Source organism: Nonomuraea cavernae (assembly GCF_014646355.1).
In the GTDB taxonomy this organism is placed as follows: domain Bacteria; phylum Actinomycetota; class Actinomycetes; order Streptosporangiales; family Streptosporangiaceae; genus Nonomuraea; species Nonomuraea cavernae.
Map to the genome: position 1 here is coordinate 78,812 of NZ_BMNH01000019.1, position 17,273 is coordinate 96,084.

The 17,273-nt window shown below is 71.2% G+C and carries 17 protein-coding genes; 10 read left to right on the top strand and 7 right to left on the bottom strand.

Annotation, left to right across the window (positions count from 1 at the left end; genetic code table 11):
* Positions 1 to 36: 36 nt before the first annotated feature.
* On the bottom strand, positions 37 to 1,269 hold the full coding sequence (locus IEY82_RS26285) for an MFS transporter (RefSeq protein ID WP_189126887.1): 1,233 nt from the start codon (positions 1,267 to 1,269) through the stop codon (positions 37 to 39).
* A gap of 58 nt (positions 1,270 to 1,327) precedes the next feature.
* Positions 1,328 to 2,527, bottom strand: a complete 1,200-nt coding sequence (locus IEY82_RS26290; RefSeq protein WP_189126888.1) for a cytochrome P450 — start codon at positions 2,525 to 2,527, stop codon at positions 1,328 to 1,330.
* A 189-nt stretch (positions 2,528 to 2,716) separates the two neighbouring features.
* On the opposite strand from IEY82_RS26290, the gene IEY82_RS26295 reads away from it, so the two are divergent.
* The 3 genes from IEY82_RS26295 (at position 2,717) to IEY82_RS26305 (ending at position 4,576) form a co-directional block, all read left to right on the top strand.
* Positions 2,717 to 2,980, top strand: a complete 264-nt coding sequence (locus IEY82_RS26295; protein WP_189126889.1) for a phosphoribosyl-ATP diphosphatase — start codon at positions 2,717 to 2,719, stop codon at positions 2,978 to 2,980.
* 61 nt (positions 2,981 to 3,041) lie between these two features.
* The gene (hisG, locus tag IEY82_RS26300; RefSeq protein ID WP_189126890.1) at positions 3,042 to 3,887 is read left to right on the top strand and encodes an ATP phosphoribosyltransferase; all 846 of its coding nucleotides are present in this window, start codon (positions 3,042 to 3,044) and stop codon (positions 3,885 to 3,887) included.
* Positions 3,888 to 3,922: 35 nt separating this feature from the next.
* Entirely contained in the window at positions 3,923 to 4,576 is a 654-nt protein-coding gene (locus tag IEY82_RS26305; protein WP_189126891.1) for an acVLRF1 family peptidyl-tRNA hydrolase, read from the top strand.
* A 233-nt stretch (positions 4,577 to 4,809) separates the two neighbouring features.
* On the opposite strand, the gene IEY82_RS26310 is transcribed toward IEY82_RS26305, so the two are convergent.
* Positions 4,810 to 5,628 carry an NAD(P)H-binding protein gene (locus IEY82_RS26310; protein ID WP_189126892.1) on the bottom strand — a complete coding sequence of 273 codons (819 nt, stop codon included), beginning with the start codon at positions 5,626 to 5,628 and terminating at the stop codon, positions 4,810 to 4,812.
* A gap of 85 nt (positions 5,629 to 5,713) precedes the next feature.
* Between IEY82_RS26310 and IEY82_RS26315 the strand changes: the two genes are divergently transcribed.
* The 5 genes from IEY82_RS26315 to IEY82_RS26335 all read left to right on the top strand — a co-directional run bounded on the left by IEY82_RS26315 (position 5,714) and on the right by IEY82_RS26335 (position 11,294).
* Positions 5,714 to 6,289, top strand: coding sequence for a TetR/AcrR family transcriptional regulator (locus IEY82_RS26315; protein WP_225263769.1), 576 nt, complete (start codon positions 5,714 to 5,716; stop codon positions 6,287 to 6,289).
* A 184-nt stretch (positions 6,290 to 6,473) separates the two neighbouring features.
* Positions 6,474 to 8,072 carry an ABC-F family ATP-binding cassette domain-containing protein gene (locus IEY82_RS26320; RefSeq protein WP_189126893.1) on the top strand — a complete coding sequence of 533 codons (1,599 nt, stop codon included), beginning with the start codon at positions 6,474 to 6,476 and terminating at the stop codon, positions 8,070 to 8,072.
* Between the two features lie 113 nt (positions 8,073 to 8,185).
* Entirely contained in the window at positions 8,186 to 8,401 is a 216-nt protein-coding gene (locus IEY82_RS26325; protein WP_020547488.1) for a helix-turn-helix domain-containing protein, read from the top strand.
* Between the two features lie 119 nt (positions 8,402 to 8,520).
* Positions 8,521 to 9,354: an enoyl-CoA hydratase/isomerase family protein gene (locus IEY82_RS26330; protein ID WP_189126894.1), complete on the top strand. Its 834-nt coding sequence runs from the start codon at positions 8,521 to 8,523 to the stop codon at positions 9,352 to 9,354.
* Between the two features lie 71 nt (positions 9,355 to 9,425).
* Positions 9,426 to 11,294, top strand: coding sequence for an ABC transporter ATP-binding protein (locus tag IEY82_RS26335; protein ID WP_189126895.1), 1,869 nt, complete (start codon positions 9,426 to 9,428; stop codon positions 11,292 to 11,294).
* Between the two features lie 15 nt (positions 11,295 to 11,309).
* Here IEY82_RS26335 and IEY82_RS26340 read toward each other — a convergent pair whose 3' ends face one another.
* Entirely contained in the window at positions 11,310 to 12,191 is an 882-nt protein-coding gene (locus IEY82_RS26340) for a sulfotransferase family protein (protein WP_189126896.1), read from the bottom strand.
* A 118-nt stretch (positions 12,192 to 12,309) separates the two neighbouring features.
* Here IEY82_RS26340 and IEY82_RS26345 point away from each other — a divergent pair, with 118 nt between their 5' ends.
* A complete protein-coding gene (locus IEY82_RS26345; protein ID WP_189126897.1) occupies positions 12,310 to 13,203 on the top strand; it encodes a S66 peptidase family protein in 894 nt (297 codons plus the stop codon).
* Between the two features lie 41 nt (positions 13,204 to 13,244).
* Positions 13,245 to 14,108, top strand: coding sequence for a hypothetical protein (locus IEY82_RS26350; protein ID WP_189126898.1), 864 nt, complete (start codon positions 13,245 to 13,247; stop codon positions 14,106 to 14,108).
* 38 nt (positions 14,109 to 14,146) lie between these two features.
* On the opposite strand, the gene IEY82_RS26355 is transcribed toward IEY82_RS26350, so the two are convergent.
* From IEY82_RS26355 to IEY82_RS26365, 3 genes are read right to left on the bottom strand one after another with little or no spacing between them, the layout of a single operon-like run.
* The gene (locus IEY82_RS26355; RefSeq protein WP_189126899.1) at positions 14,147 to 15,901 is read right to left on the bottom strand and encodes a glycoside hydrolase family 15 protein; all 1,755 of its coding nucleotides are present in this window, start codon (positions 15,899 to 15,901) and stop codon (positions 14,147 to 14,149) included.
* A gap of 45 nt (positions 15,902 to 15,946) precedes the next feature.
* A complete protein-coding gene (yczE, locus tag IEY82_RS26360) occupies positions 15,947 to 16,591 on the bottom strand; it encodes a membrane protein YczE (RefSeq protein ID WP_189126900.1) in 645 nt (214 codons plus the stop codon).
* A gap of 56 nt (positions 16,592 to 16,647) precedes the next feature.
* Positions 16,648 to 17,262: a trimeric intracellular cation channel family protein gene (locus IEY82_RS26365; RefSeq protein WP_225263770.1), complete on the bottom strand. Its 615-nt coding sequence runs from the start codon at positions 17,260 to 17,262 to the stop codon at positions 16,648 to 16,650.
* Positions 17,263 to 17,273: the final 11 nt, after the last annotated feature.

The following is a 17,273-nucleotide window of genomic DNA, read 5'->3' on the forward strand; positions in this document are numbered from 1 at the left end:
CCCGGCACGACCGGCGACGCCCGCCGTACCTCTCCGCTACGGAGCGGTACGGCGGGCGTCGTCATTCGCGAGGTCATCCCGGCGCGGACGCAGGAACGGCACCAGGGCGAGGCCCAGCGCGGCGGTCACCGTGATGACGAGCGAGGGCGCGGCGAACTGGGCGGCGGCGCCGGCCACGGCGAATCCGACACCCTGCCAGAACATCAGACCGGCCGTCTGGACACTCAGCGCCCTGCCGAGCAGCTTCTCGGGGGCGACGTCCACGAGCAACTGGTCCAGGCCGAGGTGGTGGGCGAGCCCGATGCCCGACAGGACGAGCAGCGCGATCGCCGACGGCAGGCCCGGCCGCAGTCCGAACAGCAGCTGCGGCAGGAACACGAGCAGTGCCAGCGGCGCGATGAGCCGCAGCCGGCGGGCGGGGGAGGGAAGCCACAGGCACAGCAGCTCGCCCAGGACCGTGCCGATCGGCAGCGCCGACATGAGCAGCCCCAGCCCGGCCGTGCCGAATCCGGCCAGGTCGGCGTACGGCGCGGCCAGCGCCTCGGGCGCCACCCCGAGAGCGGGCACGGCCCAGCCGAACACGAGGACGCGGCGCAGCCGTACCTGCCGGAAGATCCTGCCCAGGCCGGTCAGCGAGTCGCCCACCAGAGACTGAGTCCCGGGAGCGGAGACTGCCGGGCGGGCCGTGAGCCCGGCGGCGAGCAGCGCCGCCGACAGCAGGAAGGTGCCAGTGTTGATCACGAGGGCGGCGCGCGGCGTCAGCACGATGAGCAGCAGCCCGCCGAGGGCGAAGCCGCTCACCTGCGCGCCCTGCGCGACCAGCCGGAACAGGCTGCGGGCGGCGATGTAGACGTCACCGTCGAGGACGCGCGGCAGCATCGCGGCCCGCGCCCCCGCGAAGACCGGGGCCACCAGGCCCATGCCGAGGGCCAGGACCAGCACGACGGTGACCGGCAGCCCGGGCAGGGTCATGGCGGCGGCGAGGGCGGCGGTCAGCAGGTTGCAGCCCACCAGCAGCCGGCGGATCGCCACCCGGTCGACCAGCGCGGACAGCAGCACCCCGCCGAACAGGTAGGGGACGAACGCGACGGTGAACACCAGGGCGGCCAGCAGGGGAGAGCCGCTCTGGCGGTAGACCAGCACGGTCAGGGCGAACTGGGTCACGATTGTGCCCAGCATGCAGAGCACGTGTGAGAGGAAGAGGGTCCGGAACTCGGGCACGGCGAGGGCGTCGCGATAGCGGCCCCGCGCGCCCGTCGGATGGGTCATCGAGCTCCTCGGGGGAGGGGGAGGCGCCGGTTCGCCGTGGCCTGGCCGGCCACGGCGACTAACGGTCAGTAGACGTAGCGCATGGGACCACCTCCTGGGCGAACGTGACCGGCAGGCTTCGCACGCCGCGCAGGGTTCCGCTGTCCCACATCACCGGGGCGGCGTGCGGACGGACGGTGTGTCCCGCGCGGGCGAGTTCGGTGAAGAGCGCCCGGGTCTGCGCCGAGGCGACACCGGCGCCGAGGCAGGCGTGCAGGCCGCGGCCGAAGCCGAGGTGCGGGTTGTGGGCGCGGTCCAGCCGCAGGGCGTCGGGGTCGGCGAAGACGGCCGGGTCGCGGTTGGCGGCGCCGATGATCAGTGTCACGCCCTCTCCCGCGCGCACCTTGCGGCCGCCGATCTCGGTGTCGGTCAGGCAGGCGCGGGCGAGCACCTGGACCTGGCTGGTGTAGCGGATCAGCTCTTCTACCCCGGAATCCGGATTTTCCGGGAAATTCTGGAGAGTGTCAGGATTATCGATGAACGCGAGTAGTGAGAGGGCGAGTAACCGGGCCGACGATTCGAAGCCCGCGTGGAAAGTCGAGCGCAGCGAATTCAGCAGGAGTCTTCGGTCGACGTCCACGGTGCGCAGTTTTTCGGCGACAAATGCGAACATGCCATCCGGACGGTGGTCGGTCATCCAGTGGGCGATGACCGCGTCGATCTCCGCCCGCGCGGCGATCCCCGCGGGCATCACCTCGGGGCGCAGCCCGCCGTCCATGGTGTCGACGACCGACGGGGAGACGGAGGTGAGCCAGTCGAGATCGGGCGGGTCCACGCCCAGCAGGTCGCAGATCGTCTCCACGGTGAGCGGGATGGCCACCTCGTGCACGAACTCCACCTCGGCCCCGCCCAGCCCGGCCAGGCGGCGTCGTACCCGCTCGGCCGTGCGCCCGGCCAGCGCGGCGTGGTCCTGGGCCCGGTAGGCGGCCGCGAGCAGCCGCCGAACGGGCGGGTGGTCGGGCGGGTCGACGGACTGCAACATGATCAGCTCGTCGGGCAGCCGCTCGCCGACCCGCCGCCAGTCGGAGGAGAACAGGTCCAGCCGCCTGAGAACCTCGGCGCAGTCGGCGTGGCGGGTCAGCACCCAGGTGCCGAGTTCGTCGAACCAGAAGAAGGGGTCGGTCTCGCGCCAGGCGGAATAGACGGGGGCGGGATTCCGGAGAGTTTCCGGCCAGAGGAGCGTACGGAGCGAATGCGGAAAGGGGCTTTCCGTCGACACTAAGTCTCCATATTCGGCTCAAATGACTCTAATAGAATGATTTAACCGTGTGAACGATAAAGGAGTGCAGGGGAATGGTCAACATCGCCGTTCCGGCCCCCGGCGTCTCGCGTGGCGGACACCGGGCCATCCGACCCGCGCGCGCAGACTAGGCTTGTCATGCACGTCAGCCGACCGACGAGAGAGATCATGAAGACCTTCGAAGAGCTGTTCGCCGAGCTGTCAGAGAAGGCGCAGACCCGGCCCGCGGGCTCGGGCACCGTCGCCGCCCTCGACGCCGGCGTCCATGCCATCGGCAAGAAGGTCGTCGAGGAGGCCGCCGAGAGCTGGATGGCCGCCGAGCACGAGTCGAGTGACCGGGCCGCCGAGGAGATCTCGCAGCTCCTCTACCACGTGCAGGTGCTCATGCTCGCGAAGGGCATCGGGCTGGACGAGGTGTACAAGCATCTCTAGGGCGCCCGCGCCCGCCCTCGTCCCACCCGTTCGGACCCGCGAGACTTAGGACACGATCCACATGATCCGCCTGGCAGTACCCAACAAGGGCGCGCTCAGCGAAGCCGCCCAGGTCATCCTCAAGGAGGCCGGCTACCGGTCCCGAAAGGACAGCAAGGAGCTCGTCGTCGTCGACGCCGACAACGGCTGTGAGCTGTTCTTCCTGCGCCCCCGTGACATCGCCGTCTACGTCGGCGAGGGCACCCTCGACGCCGGCATCACCGGCCGCGACATGCTGATCGACTCCGGCGCGCCCGTCGAGGAGATCATGCCGCTCGGCTTCGGCGGCTCCACCTTCCGGCTGGCCTGCGGGGCCGGCGAGATGACCTCGGTCAAGGACCTCGACGGCAGGCGCATCGCCACCTCCTACGCCGGGCTGCTCGACAAATACCTGTCCGACGCGGGCGTCGACGCGCGCGTCATCAAGCTCGACGGCGCCGTCGAGACCGCCATCAGGCTCGGCGTGGCCGACGCGATCGCCGACGTCGTCGAGACCGGCACCACGCTGCGCAACGTCGGCCTGGAGGTCTTCGGCGAGCCGATCATGCGCTCGGAGGCGGTGCTGATCAAGCAGCAGAGCGCGCCCGAGGCGCCCGGCGTCGCCCAGCTGGTGCGCCGCCTCCAGGGAGTCGTGCACGCCCGCGACTTCGTCATGATGGACTACGACATCCGCGCCGAGCGCATCGAGGAGGCCATCGCCCTCACGCCCGGCATGGAGGGCCCCACGGTCTCCCCGCTGCACCGCGAGGGCTGGGTCGCCGTCCGCGCCATGGTCCGCCGCAAGGGGCACCAGCAGGTGATGGACCAGCTGTGGGACATCGGCGCGCGCGCCATCCTGGTCACCGACATCTACGCCTGCCGCCTTTGACCCGGGTCCGTCGCCGGGTCGGCTAGCCTTCGGGGATGAACGCGCGACCGGCGAAGGGCGGCGGCCGGTGGGTTTCGGTGCCGCCCGAGCGCGTGCACCCGTGGATCGACGGCTTCGCCGCCCGGCACGGCTCCTTCGAGGCCGCCGGTGACGGGCTGGTGGTGCGCCTGGTGGCCGCCGACGGGGCGCTGGCCGAGTTGCACGTCCCCTTCCCGCCGATGCGGCCGGGGCCGCCGCACGTCACCCGGCTGGTCACGCACGCGCGGGCCGAGCGGCGCGTGGGCGTGGTGCTGGTGCGGCTGGGCGGCTACGCGGCCGGAGTGTTCCACGGGTCGCGGCTGGTGGCCTCCAAGGTCGGCTCCCGGCTGGTCCAGGGGCGCACCGCCGCGGGCGGCTGGTCGCAGCAGCGTTTCGCCCGGCGCAGGCAGAACCAGGCGGGCCAGGCCGTCGAGTCGGCCGTGGAGACGGCGCTGCGGGTGCTGTCGCCGCACCTGGCCGAGCTGGACGCGGTCGTGTTCGGCGGTGACCGCCGCGCGGTCGACACCCTTCGGGCCGACCGGCGGCTGGCGCCGCTCCTGGCCCTCGAATCCGAGCCGTTCCTCGTGGTGCCGGACCCGAAGCTGGCGGTGCTGCGCGAGACGCCCAAGCTGTTTCGCGAGGTACGGATCCGGGTGGTCGACCCCGCCTGAGACGCCGCCTGCGGCCCGCGCAGGGACGCGTCCGGGACCTGCCGGGCCCCCCTGGGGCCTGCCGGAACCGTCTGGGACCTGCTGGGATCTGCTGGGATCTGCTGGAACCCGTCTGGGACCTGCCGGGGTCTGCCGGGACCCGTCTGGGACCTGCCGGGGACCATCCTCAGGAAGCAAACCGGAAGATCCCGCCGAGCGCCTCGTGGTGGCCGTCCGGGGTGGGTTTCGCCTGGTCAGCGCTCGAAGGCGGGTGCGTGGTCGGCGAGGAAGGCGGCCAGGGAGCGGGGCGGGTGCCCGGTGATGTCCTGGACGGCCGTGGTGACCGTGGACCAGCGGCCGTCCCCGATCTCGGCCATGAGCGCGGCGAGATCGTGGCTGACCGGCTCCGGGAGGCCCTGCCGGGCGAGATGGGCGGCCATCTCCGGCACCGGCAGGTCGGTGTACTCGACCGGCCGGCCCAGGGCGGCGCCGATCGCGGCGGCGATCTCGTCGTGGGAGTGCGCCTCGGGACCGGTGAGGACATGGACGCCGCTCTCACCGACCGGGCGGGTCAGCAGCGCCGCGGCCACGTCCGCGATGTCCCGGGCGTCGATGTAGCCCACCGGGGCGGAGCCGTACGAGCCGTACATGCGGCCGCCGCGCACCTCGGCCGGGAGGTTCTGCATGAACCCCACGGGCTCAAGGATCGACCACGGCACCCCCGACTTCCTGAGGTGGGCGTCGACCTCGCCGTGCGCGCCGCCGCCGAGGAGAGCGCCGGGCGTGGCGCCGCGCACCGACACGGTCACGATCTGCCCGGCGCCCGCCTCGCGGGCCAGGTCGATCATCCGCTGGTGGGCCTGGACGAACCCCGGCCAGAGCGAGCTGTTGAGAAAGAGCCGGTCGCCGGGCGAGAGGGCGGCGGCGATGGTCTCCGGCCGTTCGAGGTCGCCGAGCACGTGGGCGCAGTCGAGGTCGGCCGGGCGGCGGAGCACGGCGACGACGTCCTCGCCGCGAAGTCTCTCGATGAGCGCCCTGCCGATCGTGCCCGTGGCGCCGGTCACCAGGATCATGTCGGGTCCTCCTAAGTGGAATATCGAATTCCGGTTAGCGGACGATACAATAAGCGGAATCTCTTCGTCCAGTTCGGAGTCGTACGTGCGCGCGGACGCCAGACGCAACCTCGACAAGATCCTCGACGCGGCCGCCGACGTGATCGCCGAGCGCGGTGTCAACGCGCCCATGGAGCTCATCGCCCGTCGGGCGGGCGTCGGAGTCGGCACGCTCTACCGGCGTTTTCCCGACCGCGGCGCGCTGATCGCGGCCATCGGCGACCACTACGTCCACTCCCTCGCCGCCGCCCTGGACAGCGCCGTCCAGGGCGCGCCCGACGCCTGGACCGGGCTGTACGACTTCGTCGTGTGGGCGGGAGATCCCGGCCGCGGCGCGCTCGCCACCGCGCTGGCCGACGTGCCCGAGGAGACCTTCACCGACCGCGCCGAGTTCGCCGGGGCGCGCCGGGAGTGGCTGGAGCGGCTCGACGAACTGGTCCGCCAGGCCCAGGCCGAGGGGGCGCTGCGACTCGACGTCGGCACCGACGACATCGTGGCGCTGCTCGGTCTGTTCGCCTGCCATCCCGCCGGCCTGCCGGCCCACATCGCCGCCCGGCCGGAGCGGTTCCTGCGCCTCATGCTCGACGGCATGCGGGCGAGCGCGGCCACGCCCGCCGATTGAGCCGGTGCGTAACCGGCCCGGTGGTCAGCCGGAACCCGACGGTGATCGCGGGGCGCCCGCCGGAGGTTTATCCGGAGGTGGAACCCCAGATCGGGGTCATACACTGATCTGTATGCACACTCCCGATTGACCGGCGTCGCACGCCCAAACCCTCGTTTCCTAGCTCGGGAGTGTCCCGTCAACCATGATCATCGCCAGTGACATCGAGCTGCGCGCCGGCGCGCGCCTGCTCATCGAGAAGTCGTCGTTCCGCGTCAACCCGGGCGACAAGATCGGCCTCGTCGGCCGCAACGGCGCCGGCAAGACCACGCTGACCAAGGTGCTCGCCGGGGAGGGGCTGCCCGCCGCGGGTGTGGTCAACACCACCGGCAACGTCGGCTACCTGCCCCAGGACCCCCGCACCGGCGACCTGGAGGTGCTCGCCCGCGACCGCATCCTGTCGGCCAGGGGCCTCGACGAGGTGCTGCGCAAGCTGCGCCAGGCCGAGCTAGGCATGTCCTCCGCCGACGAGCGCACCCGGGAGAAGGCCGTGCGGCGTTACGGCGCGCTCGAGGACCAGATGCACGTGCTCGGCGGCTACGCGGCCGAGTCCGAGGCGGCCTCGATCGCCTCCAGCCTCGGCTTGCCGGACCGCGTGCTGGGCCAGCCACTGAAAACGCTTTCCGGTGGTCAGCGCAGACGTGTGGAATTGGCGCGCATTCTTTTCAGCGGGGCGGAAACTCTCCTTCTAGACGAGCCGACAAACCACCTAGATGCCGACTCAATCGGGTGGCTTCGTGATTTTTTGCGATCGCATCAGGGCGGCTTGGTGATCATCAGTCACGATGTCGACCTTCTTGAAGCGACGGTCAACAAGGTCCTTCACCTCGACGCCAACCGGTGTGTGATCGACCACTACAACGTCGGCTGGAAGGCCTATCTGGCGCAGCGTGAGACCGACGAGAAGCGCCGCAAGCGCGAGCGCGCCAACGCCGAGAAGCAGGCCGGCGCGCTGCTGGCGCAGGCCGACAAGATGCGCGCCAAGGCGACCAAGGCCAAGGCCGCCCAGGACATGATGCGCCGCGCCCACCGGCTGCTCGCGGGCACCGAGGAGGAACGGCAGAGCGACAAGGTGGCCAAGCTGCGCTTTCCCGCGCCGCTGCCCTGTGGGCGCACCCCGCTGACGGCCGAGGGGCTGTCCAAGTCCTACGGCTCGCTGGAGGTGTTCACCGACGTCAACGTGGCCATCGACCGTGGCCACCGGGTCGTCATCCTGGGGCTCAACGGCGCCGGCAAGACCACGCTGCTGAGGCTGCTCGGCGGCGTCGAGCAGCCCGACACGGGCGAGATCAGGCCAGGCCACGGCCTCAAGGTCGGCTACTACGCCCAGGAGCACGAGACCCTCGACAGCGACCGGACCCTGCTGGAGAACATGCGTTCGGCGGGCGGTGAGTTCACCGACACCGAGTTGCGCAAGGTGCTCGGCTCGTTCCTGTTCAGCGGAGACGACGTCGACAAGCCCGCCGGAGTGCTGTCGGGCGGCGAGAAGACCCGGCTCGCGCTCGCCATGCTGGTGCTCTCCAGTGCCAATGTCCTGCTGCTCGACGAGCCGACGAACAACCTGGATCCGGTCAGCCGCGAGCAGGTTCTCAGTGCTCTGAGGTCATATTCAGGAGCGATCGTACTGGTCACCCATGACGAGGGTGCCGTTGACGCCCTTTCACCGGATAGGGTGATCTTGCTACCCGACGGAACTGAAGACGCATGGAGCGCCGAATTTTCCGATCTTGTGGCACTTGCCTGATCTTAATTTGGGTGGGTACGGATCTTTTCCCGTGGAGTAGGTAGCCGATCCCGCTGAAATGACTGATCATGGCGGAGTAACGCTGCGGAAGTCCGGCACTACAGGAGGTACTCGTGGCCGAGACACTGAAGAAGGGCACCCGGGTCACCGGGGCCGACCGTGAGAAGCTGGCAGGCGATCTCAAGAAGCGCTATGCAGCGGGTGAGAGCATCCGTGCGCTGGCCGCTTCGACCGGCCGGTCCTACGGGTTCATCCACCGCATCCTGAGCGAGTCCGGTGTGACTCTGCGCGGGCGCGGAGGGGCGACCCGAGGCAAGTCCAAGCGCTGACGGCCGCCTCGGAACGTGCGACCGCAGCCGCTCGTCCCCAGTCAGCCAGCCGTCGCGCCCGAGCCAGAACGATATTCTGTAGGCTCGGGCGCGACGGTCTAGCACAGAGGGAGCGGGCGATGGCGGAAGCGAAGGCGCCACAACAGCGCGGGGGGCAGACGGAGGACGTCTCTGCCGAGACACTGGCGGAGATCGGACTGCGTTTCGAGGTGGACGGTGAGATCGCGACGATCACGCTGGACCGGCCGGACAAGCGAAACGCGCAGACGTTCGCGACCTGGTCGGCGCTGGCCCGCATCGGCGACAGCCTGCCGGAGCAGGTGCGCGTCGTCGTGGTGCAAGGTGAGGGACCGTCCTTCTCGGCAGGGATCGACCTGCGCATGTTCACACCCGAAGGAGTGCCCGGACAGGGCTCGTTCGGCTCGGCGGCGCGACTCGACAGCGCATCGTTCGAGCAGCGGATCCAGGAAGCCCAACAGGGATTCCGTTGGCTCCGCAGACCAGAGATCGTTTCCATCGCGGCCGTGCACGGTCACGCCATCGGCGCGGGATTTCAGCTCGCGCTCTCCTGTGACCTGCGGATCGTGGCCGACGACGTAAAATTCTGCATGAAAGAGCCCGCACTGGGGCTGGTGCCCGATCTGACCGGCACCAAGCCGCTGGTCGAGCTGGTCGGCCTGGCCAAGGCGATCGACATCTGCCTGACCGCCAGGTTCGTGGAGGCCGACGAGGCCATGCGCATCGGCCTCGCCGAGCGAGTAGTCGCGGGGGGCGACCTCGCCAAAGCCGTACAGGACAAGGCCGCTGAGCTGCTGTCGACCAACCGGGACGCGGCGGCGGCGACCAAGCGACTCCTCCAGGGCGCGCAGAGCCGCACCCTGGAGGAGCAGTGCGCGGCCGAAGGAGCCGAGCAGATCAAACGGCTCAGGGCGATGTTCGGCGGAGCCGCCTGAGTTTCGCGCTGAGCTGACCCGGGAATCGTCATGAGTCCCCACGGCGCTCATACCGGGGGAGGAGGCCCCGGATGTCGATGATGGGAGGGGGTTTCGGCCCCCATGTGATGGCGTCGCTGCGACGCGACGATTCGGTGACCAAGCAGCGGCTCACACCGGGCACGGTGCGGCGCATCGCGCGTTACGCGAGGCCGCACACCCGGCAGATCTGCGCGTTTCTCCTGCTCGTGGTCGCGGGCGCGGTCATCGTGGTCGCCAACCCGCTGCTGATGAAGGCGATCATCGACGACGGCATCCTGCCGAAGCGCGGCGACGTGGTGATCGGCCTGGCGGCGGCGATCGCGGCGCTGGCGGTCGTCGACGCCGGCCTCACGCTGGCGCAGCGCTGGTTCTCCGCCCGCATCGGCGAAGGGCTCATCTACGACCTGCGCACCGAGGTGTTCGACCACGTGCAGCGGATGCCCGTGGCCTTCTTCATGCGCGCGCAGACCGGCGCCCTGGTCTCCCGGCTCAACACCGACGTCATCGGCGCGCAGCGGGCCCTGACCAGCACTCTGTCGTCGGTGGTGGCCAACGTCATCAGCCTGGTGCTCGTGCTCGGCGCGATGCTGGTGCTGTCGTGGCAGGTGACGCTGGCCGCGCTGGTGCTGCTGCCGATCTTCGTCATCCCGGCCAAGCTGGTGGGGCGGCGCATGTCGGTGCTCACCCGCGAGCAGATGCAGCTCGACGCCGAGATGAGCTCGGTCACCACCGAGCGGTTCAACGTGGCCGGCGCGATGGTCGCCAAGCTCTACGGCAGGCCCGACGACGACGCGGCCGTGTTCGGCGCCCGGGCCGCCCGGGTGCGCGACGTGGGCGTCACGGTCGGAATGTACGGAACGGTGTTCAGGGTCGCGCTCGGCCTGGTCGCGGCGCTGGCCACCGCGCTGGTCTACGGGATCGGCGGCGTGCTGTCGGTCAACGGCGTGTTCGAGCTGGGCACGCTGGTCGCCCTGGCGGCGCTGCTCATGCGTCTGTACGGCCCGCTCACCTCACTGTCCAACGTGCACGTCGACGTGATGACCGCGCTGGTCAGCTTCGACCGGGTCTTCGAGATCCTCGACCTGAAGCCGATGGTCGCCGAGCGGCCCGGCGCCGAGCCGGTGCCCGAGGGCCCGGTGACGATCGAGTTCGACGACGTCCACTTCCGCTACCCGTCGGCCGAGGAGGTCTCGCTGGCCTCCCTGGAGTCGGTCGCCAGGCAGGACACCGGCCCCTCGCAGCCGGTGCTCAGGGGCGTCTCCTTCACCGCCAAGCCGGGGCAGCTGATCGCCCTGGTCGGCCCCTCGGGGGCGGGCAAGACCACGATCACCTCGCTGGTGTCGCGGCTCTACGACGTCAATGAGGGGGCGGTCCGCGTCAACGGGCTCGACGTGCGCGACGCGACGCTCGCGTCGCTGCGCGACACCGTCGGCGTGGTCATGCAGGATCCCCATCTCTACCACGACACGATCGAGGCCAACCTGCGCTACGCGCGTCCCGGGGCGAGCGAGGAGGAGCTGTGGGAGGCGCTGAGGGCCGCGCAGATCGGCGACCTGATCGAGTCGCTGCCCGACGGGCTGGAGACCGTGGTGGGCGACCGCGGTTACCGGCTGTCCGGCGGTGAGAAGCAGCGGCTGGCTCTGGCCCGGCTGCTGCTCAAGGCGCCGCGCGTGGTCGTGCTCGACGAGGCCACCGCGCACCTCGACTCCGAGTCGGAGGCGGCCGTGCAGCGGGCGCTGAAGACCGCCCTGCAGGGCCGCACCTCGCTGGTCATCGCGCACCGGCTGTCGACGATCCGGGAGGCCGACGAGATCCTCGTGGTCCAGGACGGCCGCATCGCCGAGCGGGGCCGGCACGACGAGCTGCTCCGGCGCGGCGGGCTCTACGCCGAGCTCTACCGCACGCAGTTCAGCCGGTGAGGCAGCCCCGTCGGGTCAGGTGAGGTAGCCCAGCCGGGTGAGCTCCTGCCTGGCCACCTTCTCCACGAGCTCCAGGTCGTCCGGCCGCAGCCGGGTGCGCCAGGAGCCGACCTCGGGGGCGCGCGTGCCGTACAGGGCCACCTTGGAGACGCGCGTCTCCAGGAAGTCGGTGAGGGCCGCCACCGACTCGGCGGGCCGCCGCAGCAGGTCCTCGTAGCGCAGCGTCAGCAGCCGGCCGGCGGGCAGCTCCTGGCGCAGCGTGGCGCTGAGCCGGACGGCGCTGCGCCAGCGCAGCGCGCTCTTGCCCGCGACGGGCATGGTCTTCCACCGCTCGACGTGTTCGTCGCGGTTGACGCCGAGGAAGTCGTTGGGGAACTCGGTGTGCTCGGCCAGCATCACCGGCTTGAACCAGGCCAGGCAGGCCGGGTCGGCGAGCATGTCGGCGACCACGTCGCGGCCGTCGCGGATCAGCTGGACGAACTGCGCGTCGGGGAAGGCCTGCTGGAGCACCGAGGCGCTGTAGAGCAAGTCGGGGCTGCCGTCGCCGAAGCGGGTGATCGAGCCCGCTGACACGCACGGGCCGCTGCCGGTGACGCCGCCCGCCTCACGGCACGGCTCGGCGCACTGCTCGCAGGCGCCGGGGAGCACCTGCCACGACTCGGCCAGCGCGTCGCGCAACACGCGCACGGCGCCCGAACCGCGGCCGATCGACGGCTTGCGGGCGAAGGCGTAGACCACGTGCGCCACGCACGCGCGGCCCATCGTCAGGTGGAAGCCCGGCGATCGCTTCAGGGCGCGCCCCAGCAGATCCGCGCCGGAGTGCGGGGCTCCCAGCAGGAAGACCGGCTTGCGGACCTTGATGCCGTTGACCACGAGGATGTGGGGCGGAAGTCGCATACGACAGGTAAGTGTGACACCGTTTGCCAGGTGTACGAGCCAATGTCGGTGTCGCTGCTCACAGCGGCCGGCGTCATCACCGGCCAGGGCGTTCCCACCCTCCTCAAGGAGTTGATCGATGCGGCAAGGTGACACGGTCGCGATCGTCTCGCCGTCGGGCCCGCCGGACGCCGTCCTGCTGAGACGCGGGATCGCGCGGCTGGAGGAGTTCGGCCTGAAGGTGGTGACCGGCGAGCACGTGCTCGACCGGCAGGAGCTCGACTTCCTGGCCGGGCCCGACGCGGGGCGCGCCGCCGACCTGCAGGCCGCCTGGTGCGACCCGGCGGTCTCCGCCGTCTTCTGCTCCCGGGGCGGCTACGGCGCGGCCAAGCTGCTCGACCTGCTCGACTGGGACGCCATGCGGGCGGCGGGGCCCAAGGTCCTGCTCGGATCCAGCGACATCACGGCGCTCCATCACGCGTTCGCCGCCGAGCTGGGCGTGCCGACGCTGCACGGCCCGATGCCGGCCTGTTCGACGATCGCCGGCGAGCAGGGCCCGGAGCCCGAGTCCTGGGAGCACCTGCGGGCGGCGCTCTTCGGCACGGCGCCGCCGGTCCGCGCGGCGGCCGTGCTCGCGCCCGGCCGGGCCGAGGGCGTGCTGACCGGCGGCAACCTGTCGCTGCTCGCGTCCTTGTGCGGCACGCGCTACCAGCCGTCGTTCGCCGGGAGGATCGTGCTGCTGGAGGACATCGGCGAGGAGCCGTACCGGATCGACCGCATGCTGACCCAGCTGCTGCAGGCGGGCGCGTTCGCCGGGGTGCGGGGCGTCGTGCTCGGCTCGTGGGTCGAGTGCCGTGACCCGTTCCCCGTGCTGCGTGAGCGTCTGCTGCCGCTCGGGGTGCCGATCCTGGCCGGACTGCCGGTCGGCCATGGATCACCACAGCTGAGTGTGTGGCTTGGGGCGCTTGGTGTTATCGATACCGAATCGTGCTCGCTGACTGGCATGTTCCGCGACGGCGAGCAGGCAAGGTAGGAGAGACAGATAGGGGCAAACCGGACAGAAGGGGGCGCGGCGTGTTCGGACGCGGCCGGAAGCCCTCGCGTAGAGCGGTCGAGGACGTCGACCTCGACTCGCTCCTCGCGCTCGTCGCCGAGTCCCGCGGCTACACCTGCGTGTTCTCCGCCGACGGCGGCTCGCTGACGCTGGGCGGCGGCACGGAGATCCGGGTCAGGCTCACCGGGTTGCGCCGCGAGGCCGGCCGCAGGGCCCGCGAGGACTGGCCGTCCCTGGTCTCCGAGCATCTGGCCAACGCGGTGGCGGCGGCCGGCGACCTGCTCGACGTGTGCGACCTCGAACAGGCCGGGCCGCTGCTGCGCACCCGCGTCGAGGCGGTCGACGAGGTGCCCGACCTGACCCGGGTGGTGGGCCGCCACCTCAACGGCGAACTGGTCGAACTCCTCACCGTCGGCTCCCGTCCGGTGCGCCCCGAGGAGGCCGGTTGCTGGCCCATCCCGTCGGGCGAGGCGCTGGGGCTGGCCGTCGCCAACGTCCGGCGCGCCGAGAGGCTCTCGGCGGAGACCGTCGAGCTGTCCGGCACGCGCGTGACCCGGCTGTCCGGCCGCGACGCCTCGACCGCCACCCACCTGCGCTGGCTGCGCGACTACCTGCCGGTGCCGCCCGACGGCGTGCTCGTCGTGCTGCCCGACCCCTACACGCTGCTCGTGCACCCCGTCGACGGGATCGCCGTGGTGCGGGCCATCGAGCGGCTCCGTGTGCACGCGGCCCGCAACGGAAGGCTCAGCCCGCAGGTCCACTGGTGGCACGACGAGCAGCTGACGCTCATCAAGGCCGACGTGGTGCTCCAGCGGGGCCAGACCCGGCTGGTCGTCGCCCCGCCGCCGGAGTTCGCCCGGGTGCTGGCCCGCCTGGCCGTGTAGGACCCTCGCGGGGGCGTCCGGGAGCCGGCCCGCCGCGTCTAGGACAGCGCGCGCGCCGCGTGGATGAGCGGGACGTGGCTGAACGCCTGCGGGAAGTTGCCCACCAGCCTGCCGTATCTCGGGTCGTACTCCTCGGCCAGCAGCCCCACGTCGTTGCGCAGGGCCAGCAACCGCTCGAACAGCTCCCGGGCCTCGTCCTTGCGGCCCTGCATGGCCATCACCTCGACCAGCCAGAAGCTGCACGCCAGGAACGCGCCCTCGCCGCCCGGCAGGCCGTCGACCTCGTTGTCGTCGGCCACCGGATAGCGCAGCACGAAGCCGTCGGCCATCAGCTCCTTCTCGATGGCCGCCACGGTGCCGGTCACGCGCGGATCCTCCAGCGGCAGGAACCCCAGGATCGGCATCATCAGCAGCGACGCGTCGAGCTCGGCGGAGCCGTAGGACTGGGTGAAGGTGTTGCGCCGGGCGTCGTAGCCCTTGTCGCAGATCTCCGCGTGGACGGTGTCGCGCAGCGCCCGCCACCGCTCGACGGGGCCGGACCGGCCGAACCGCTCGACGTACTTCACGGCCCGGTCGAGCGCCGTCCAGCACATCATCTTGGAGTGGGTGAAGTGCCTGCGCGGGCCGCGCACCTCCCACAGCCCCTCGTCCGGCTCGTCCCAGTGCTCCTCGACGTAGTCGAGCAGCTCACGCTGGATGGACCAGGCGCGCTCGTCGGCGGGCAGACCGGAGGTCCGCGAGGCGTACAGGCAGCTCATGACCTCGCCGTAGACGTCGAGCTGGAGCTGGGTGACGGCGTCGTTGCCGATGCGGACCGGGCGGGAGGACTCGTAGCCGTCGAGCCAGCCGAGCGTCATCTCGGGCAGCCGGCGCTCGCCGGCGACGCCGTACATGATCTGGAGGTCCTGTGGCCGGCCGGCGATGGCGCGCAGCAGCCACGACCGCCAGGCGGCGGCCTCGTCGAGGTAGCCGTTGCCGATCAACGCCTCCAGCGTCATCGTGGCGTCGCGCAGCCAGCAGAAGCGGTAGTCCCAGTTGCGCACGCCGCCGAGGTCCTCGGGCAGCGAGGTGGTCGGGGCGGCGACGATGCCGCCGGTGGGGGAGTAGGTGAGCGCCTTGAGGGTGATCAGCGAGCGCACCACGGCCTCGCGCCAGGGGCCCTGGTAGGTGCAGGTGGCCACCCAGTCGGACCACATGGCCTCGGTCTCGGTGAGCTGGGTCTCGGCGTGGATCTGCCGGGGCATCGGCTGGTGGGAGGGATGCCAGGTGAACACGAACGGCAGCCGCTCGCCCGCCTTGACGGTGAAGGTGGCGATGTGGGCGTAGTCGCCGCCCCTGAGCGGCACGGGGGAGTGCAGCCAGACGGAGTCGGGGCCGCCGACGGCCTGCAGGTGGCCGTCGGTGCGGCGCACCCACGGCACGATCCGGCCGTAGTCGAAGCGGACCCTCAGCTGCGTGGACATCTCGACGGTGCCGGACACGCCCTCCACGATGCGGACCACGTCGGGATTGACGTCGCGCGGCGGCATGAAGTCGATCACCCGGACCGTGCCCGTGGGGGTGTCCCACTCGCTCTCCAGGATGAGCGTGTCGGGACGGTAGCGGCGCCGGGTGGCGGGCCGCCGGCCGACCGGCCCGAGCCACCAGTGGCCGTTGTGGTCGCCGCCGAGCAACGCCGAGAAGCATGCGGGGGAGTCGAACCGGGGCAGGCACAGCCAGTCGATCGAACCGTCTCTGGCGACCAGGGCCGCCGACTGCATGTCCCCGATCAGGGCGTAATCCTCGATCAGCATGCCTCAGACGCTACTCGGCGTGGGATGACGGCGCGTCGGGTCCGATCAGTCCGCGTCAGGATCGGGGCGGCGCGCGGTGCCGCCGGCGGGCGACAGCGGGAACCAGCGGGTGAGGAGCTGGGTCAGCGGGCCGATGGCCAGGGCGAAGACCAGGGTGCCGAGGCCGACGGTGCCGCCGAGCAGCCAGCCGGCCGCCAGCACGGTGATCTCGATCAGGAAACGGCTCAGGCGCACGGACAGGCCCAGCCGGATCAGCCCGGTCATGATGCCGTCGCGCGGCCCGGCGCCCATGCCGGCGCCGATGTAGAACAGGGTGGCCAGCGCGATCGACAGCACGCCGAGCGCCAGGTAGAGCCAGCTCAGCGTCCAGTGCGCGGGCGCCGGCAGCAGGAGGATGGCGGCGTCGGCGAACAGGCCGACGAAGACGACGTTGCTGATCGTGCCGAGGCCGGGCCGCTGCCGCAGGGGGATCCACAGCAGCATCACCAGCGCGCCGGCCACGATGATGACCGTGCCGATCGACAGGCCGGTCCTGATCGCCACGCCCTGGTGGAAGACGTCCCAGGGGGAATTGCCGAGGCCGGAGGTGACCTGCAGGCCGATGCCCGCGCCGTAGAGCGCCAGGCCGCCGTAGAGGCGCAGGAGGCGGACGGGCAGCGAGCCGGGGTACGGGAGGGTCGTGTCGCTCATGGTGCCCTCAGGATGGCAGTCCGCCGGTCCGCGCTTGACGCGAGGCCCGGCGGGCCTCACTCCGGCGGTGTGACGCCCCGGGCCAGCGGGGCCCGCCACTTGTAGCGCATGGCCGCGATGCGGGTGCCGAAGGCGAGCAGGGCCGCGGCCAGGGTGGCCGGCCAGCCGTACAGGCCGACGGTGTAGAGGCCGGCCATCGCGCCGGAGCCGAGCAGCGCGGGCACCGCGTAGAGCTCGCGGTCGTACAGCAGGGTCGGGATCTCACCGGCCAGCACGTCGCGCAGCATGCCGCCGCCCACGCCCGTGGTGACGCCGAGCAGGCTCGCGTGCAGCGGGCTGAGCCCGTACTCGAGCGCCTTGAGCGTGCCGAGCGCGCAGAACAGGCCGAGCCCGGCGCCGTCGAGCACCAGGATGGCGGGCATCACCCGGGCCACGTGCGGATGCCAGAAGAACACGATGGCCGTGGCCGCCAGCGGCACGAGCACGTAGCCGAGGCTCTGGAAGGCGGCGGGCCGGACGTTGAGGATCAGGTCGCGCATGACGCCGCCGCCCAGCGCGGTGATCTCGGCGAGCACCCCCATCCCGACCACGTCGAGCCGTTTGCGGACGCCCATGAGAGCGCCGGACAGGGCGAAGACGAAGATTCCGGCGAGATCGAGAAGTTCGGGCACGGTGGCCATCT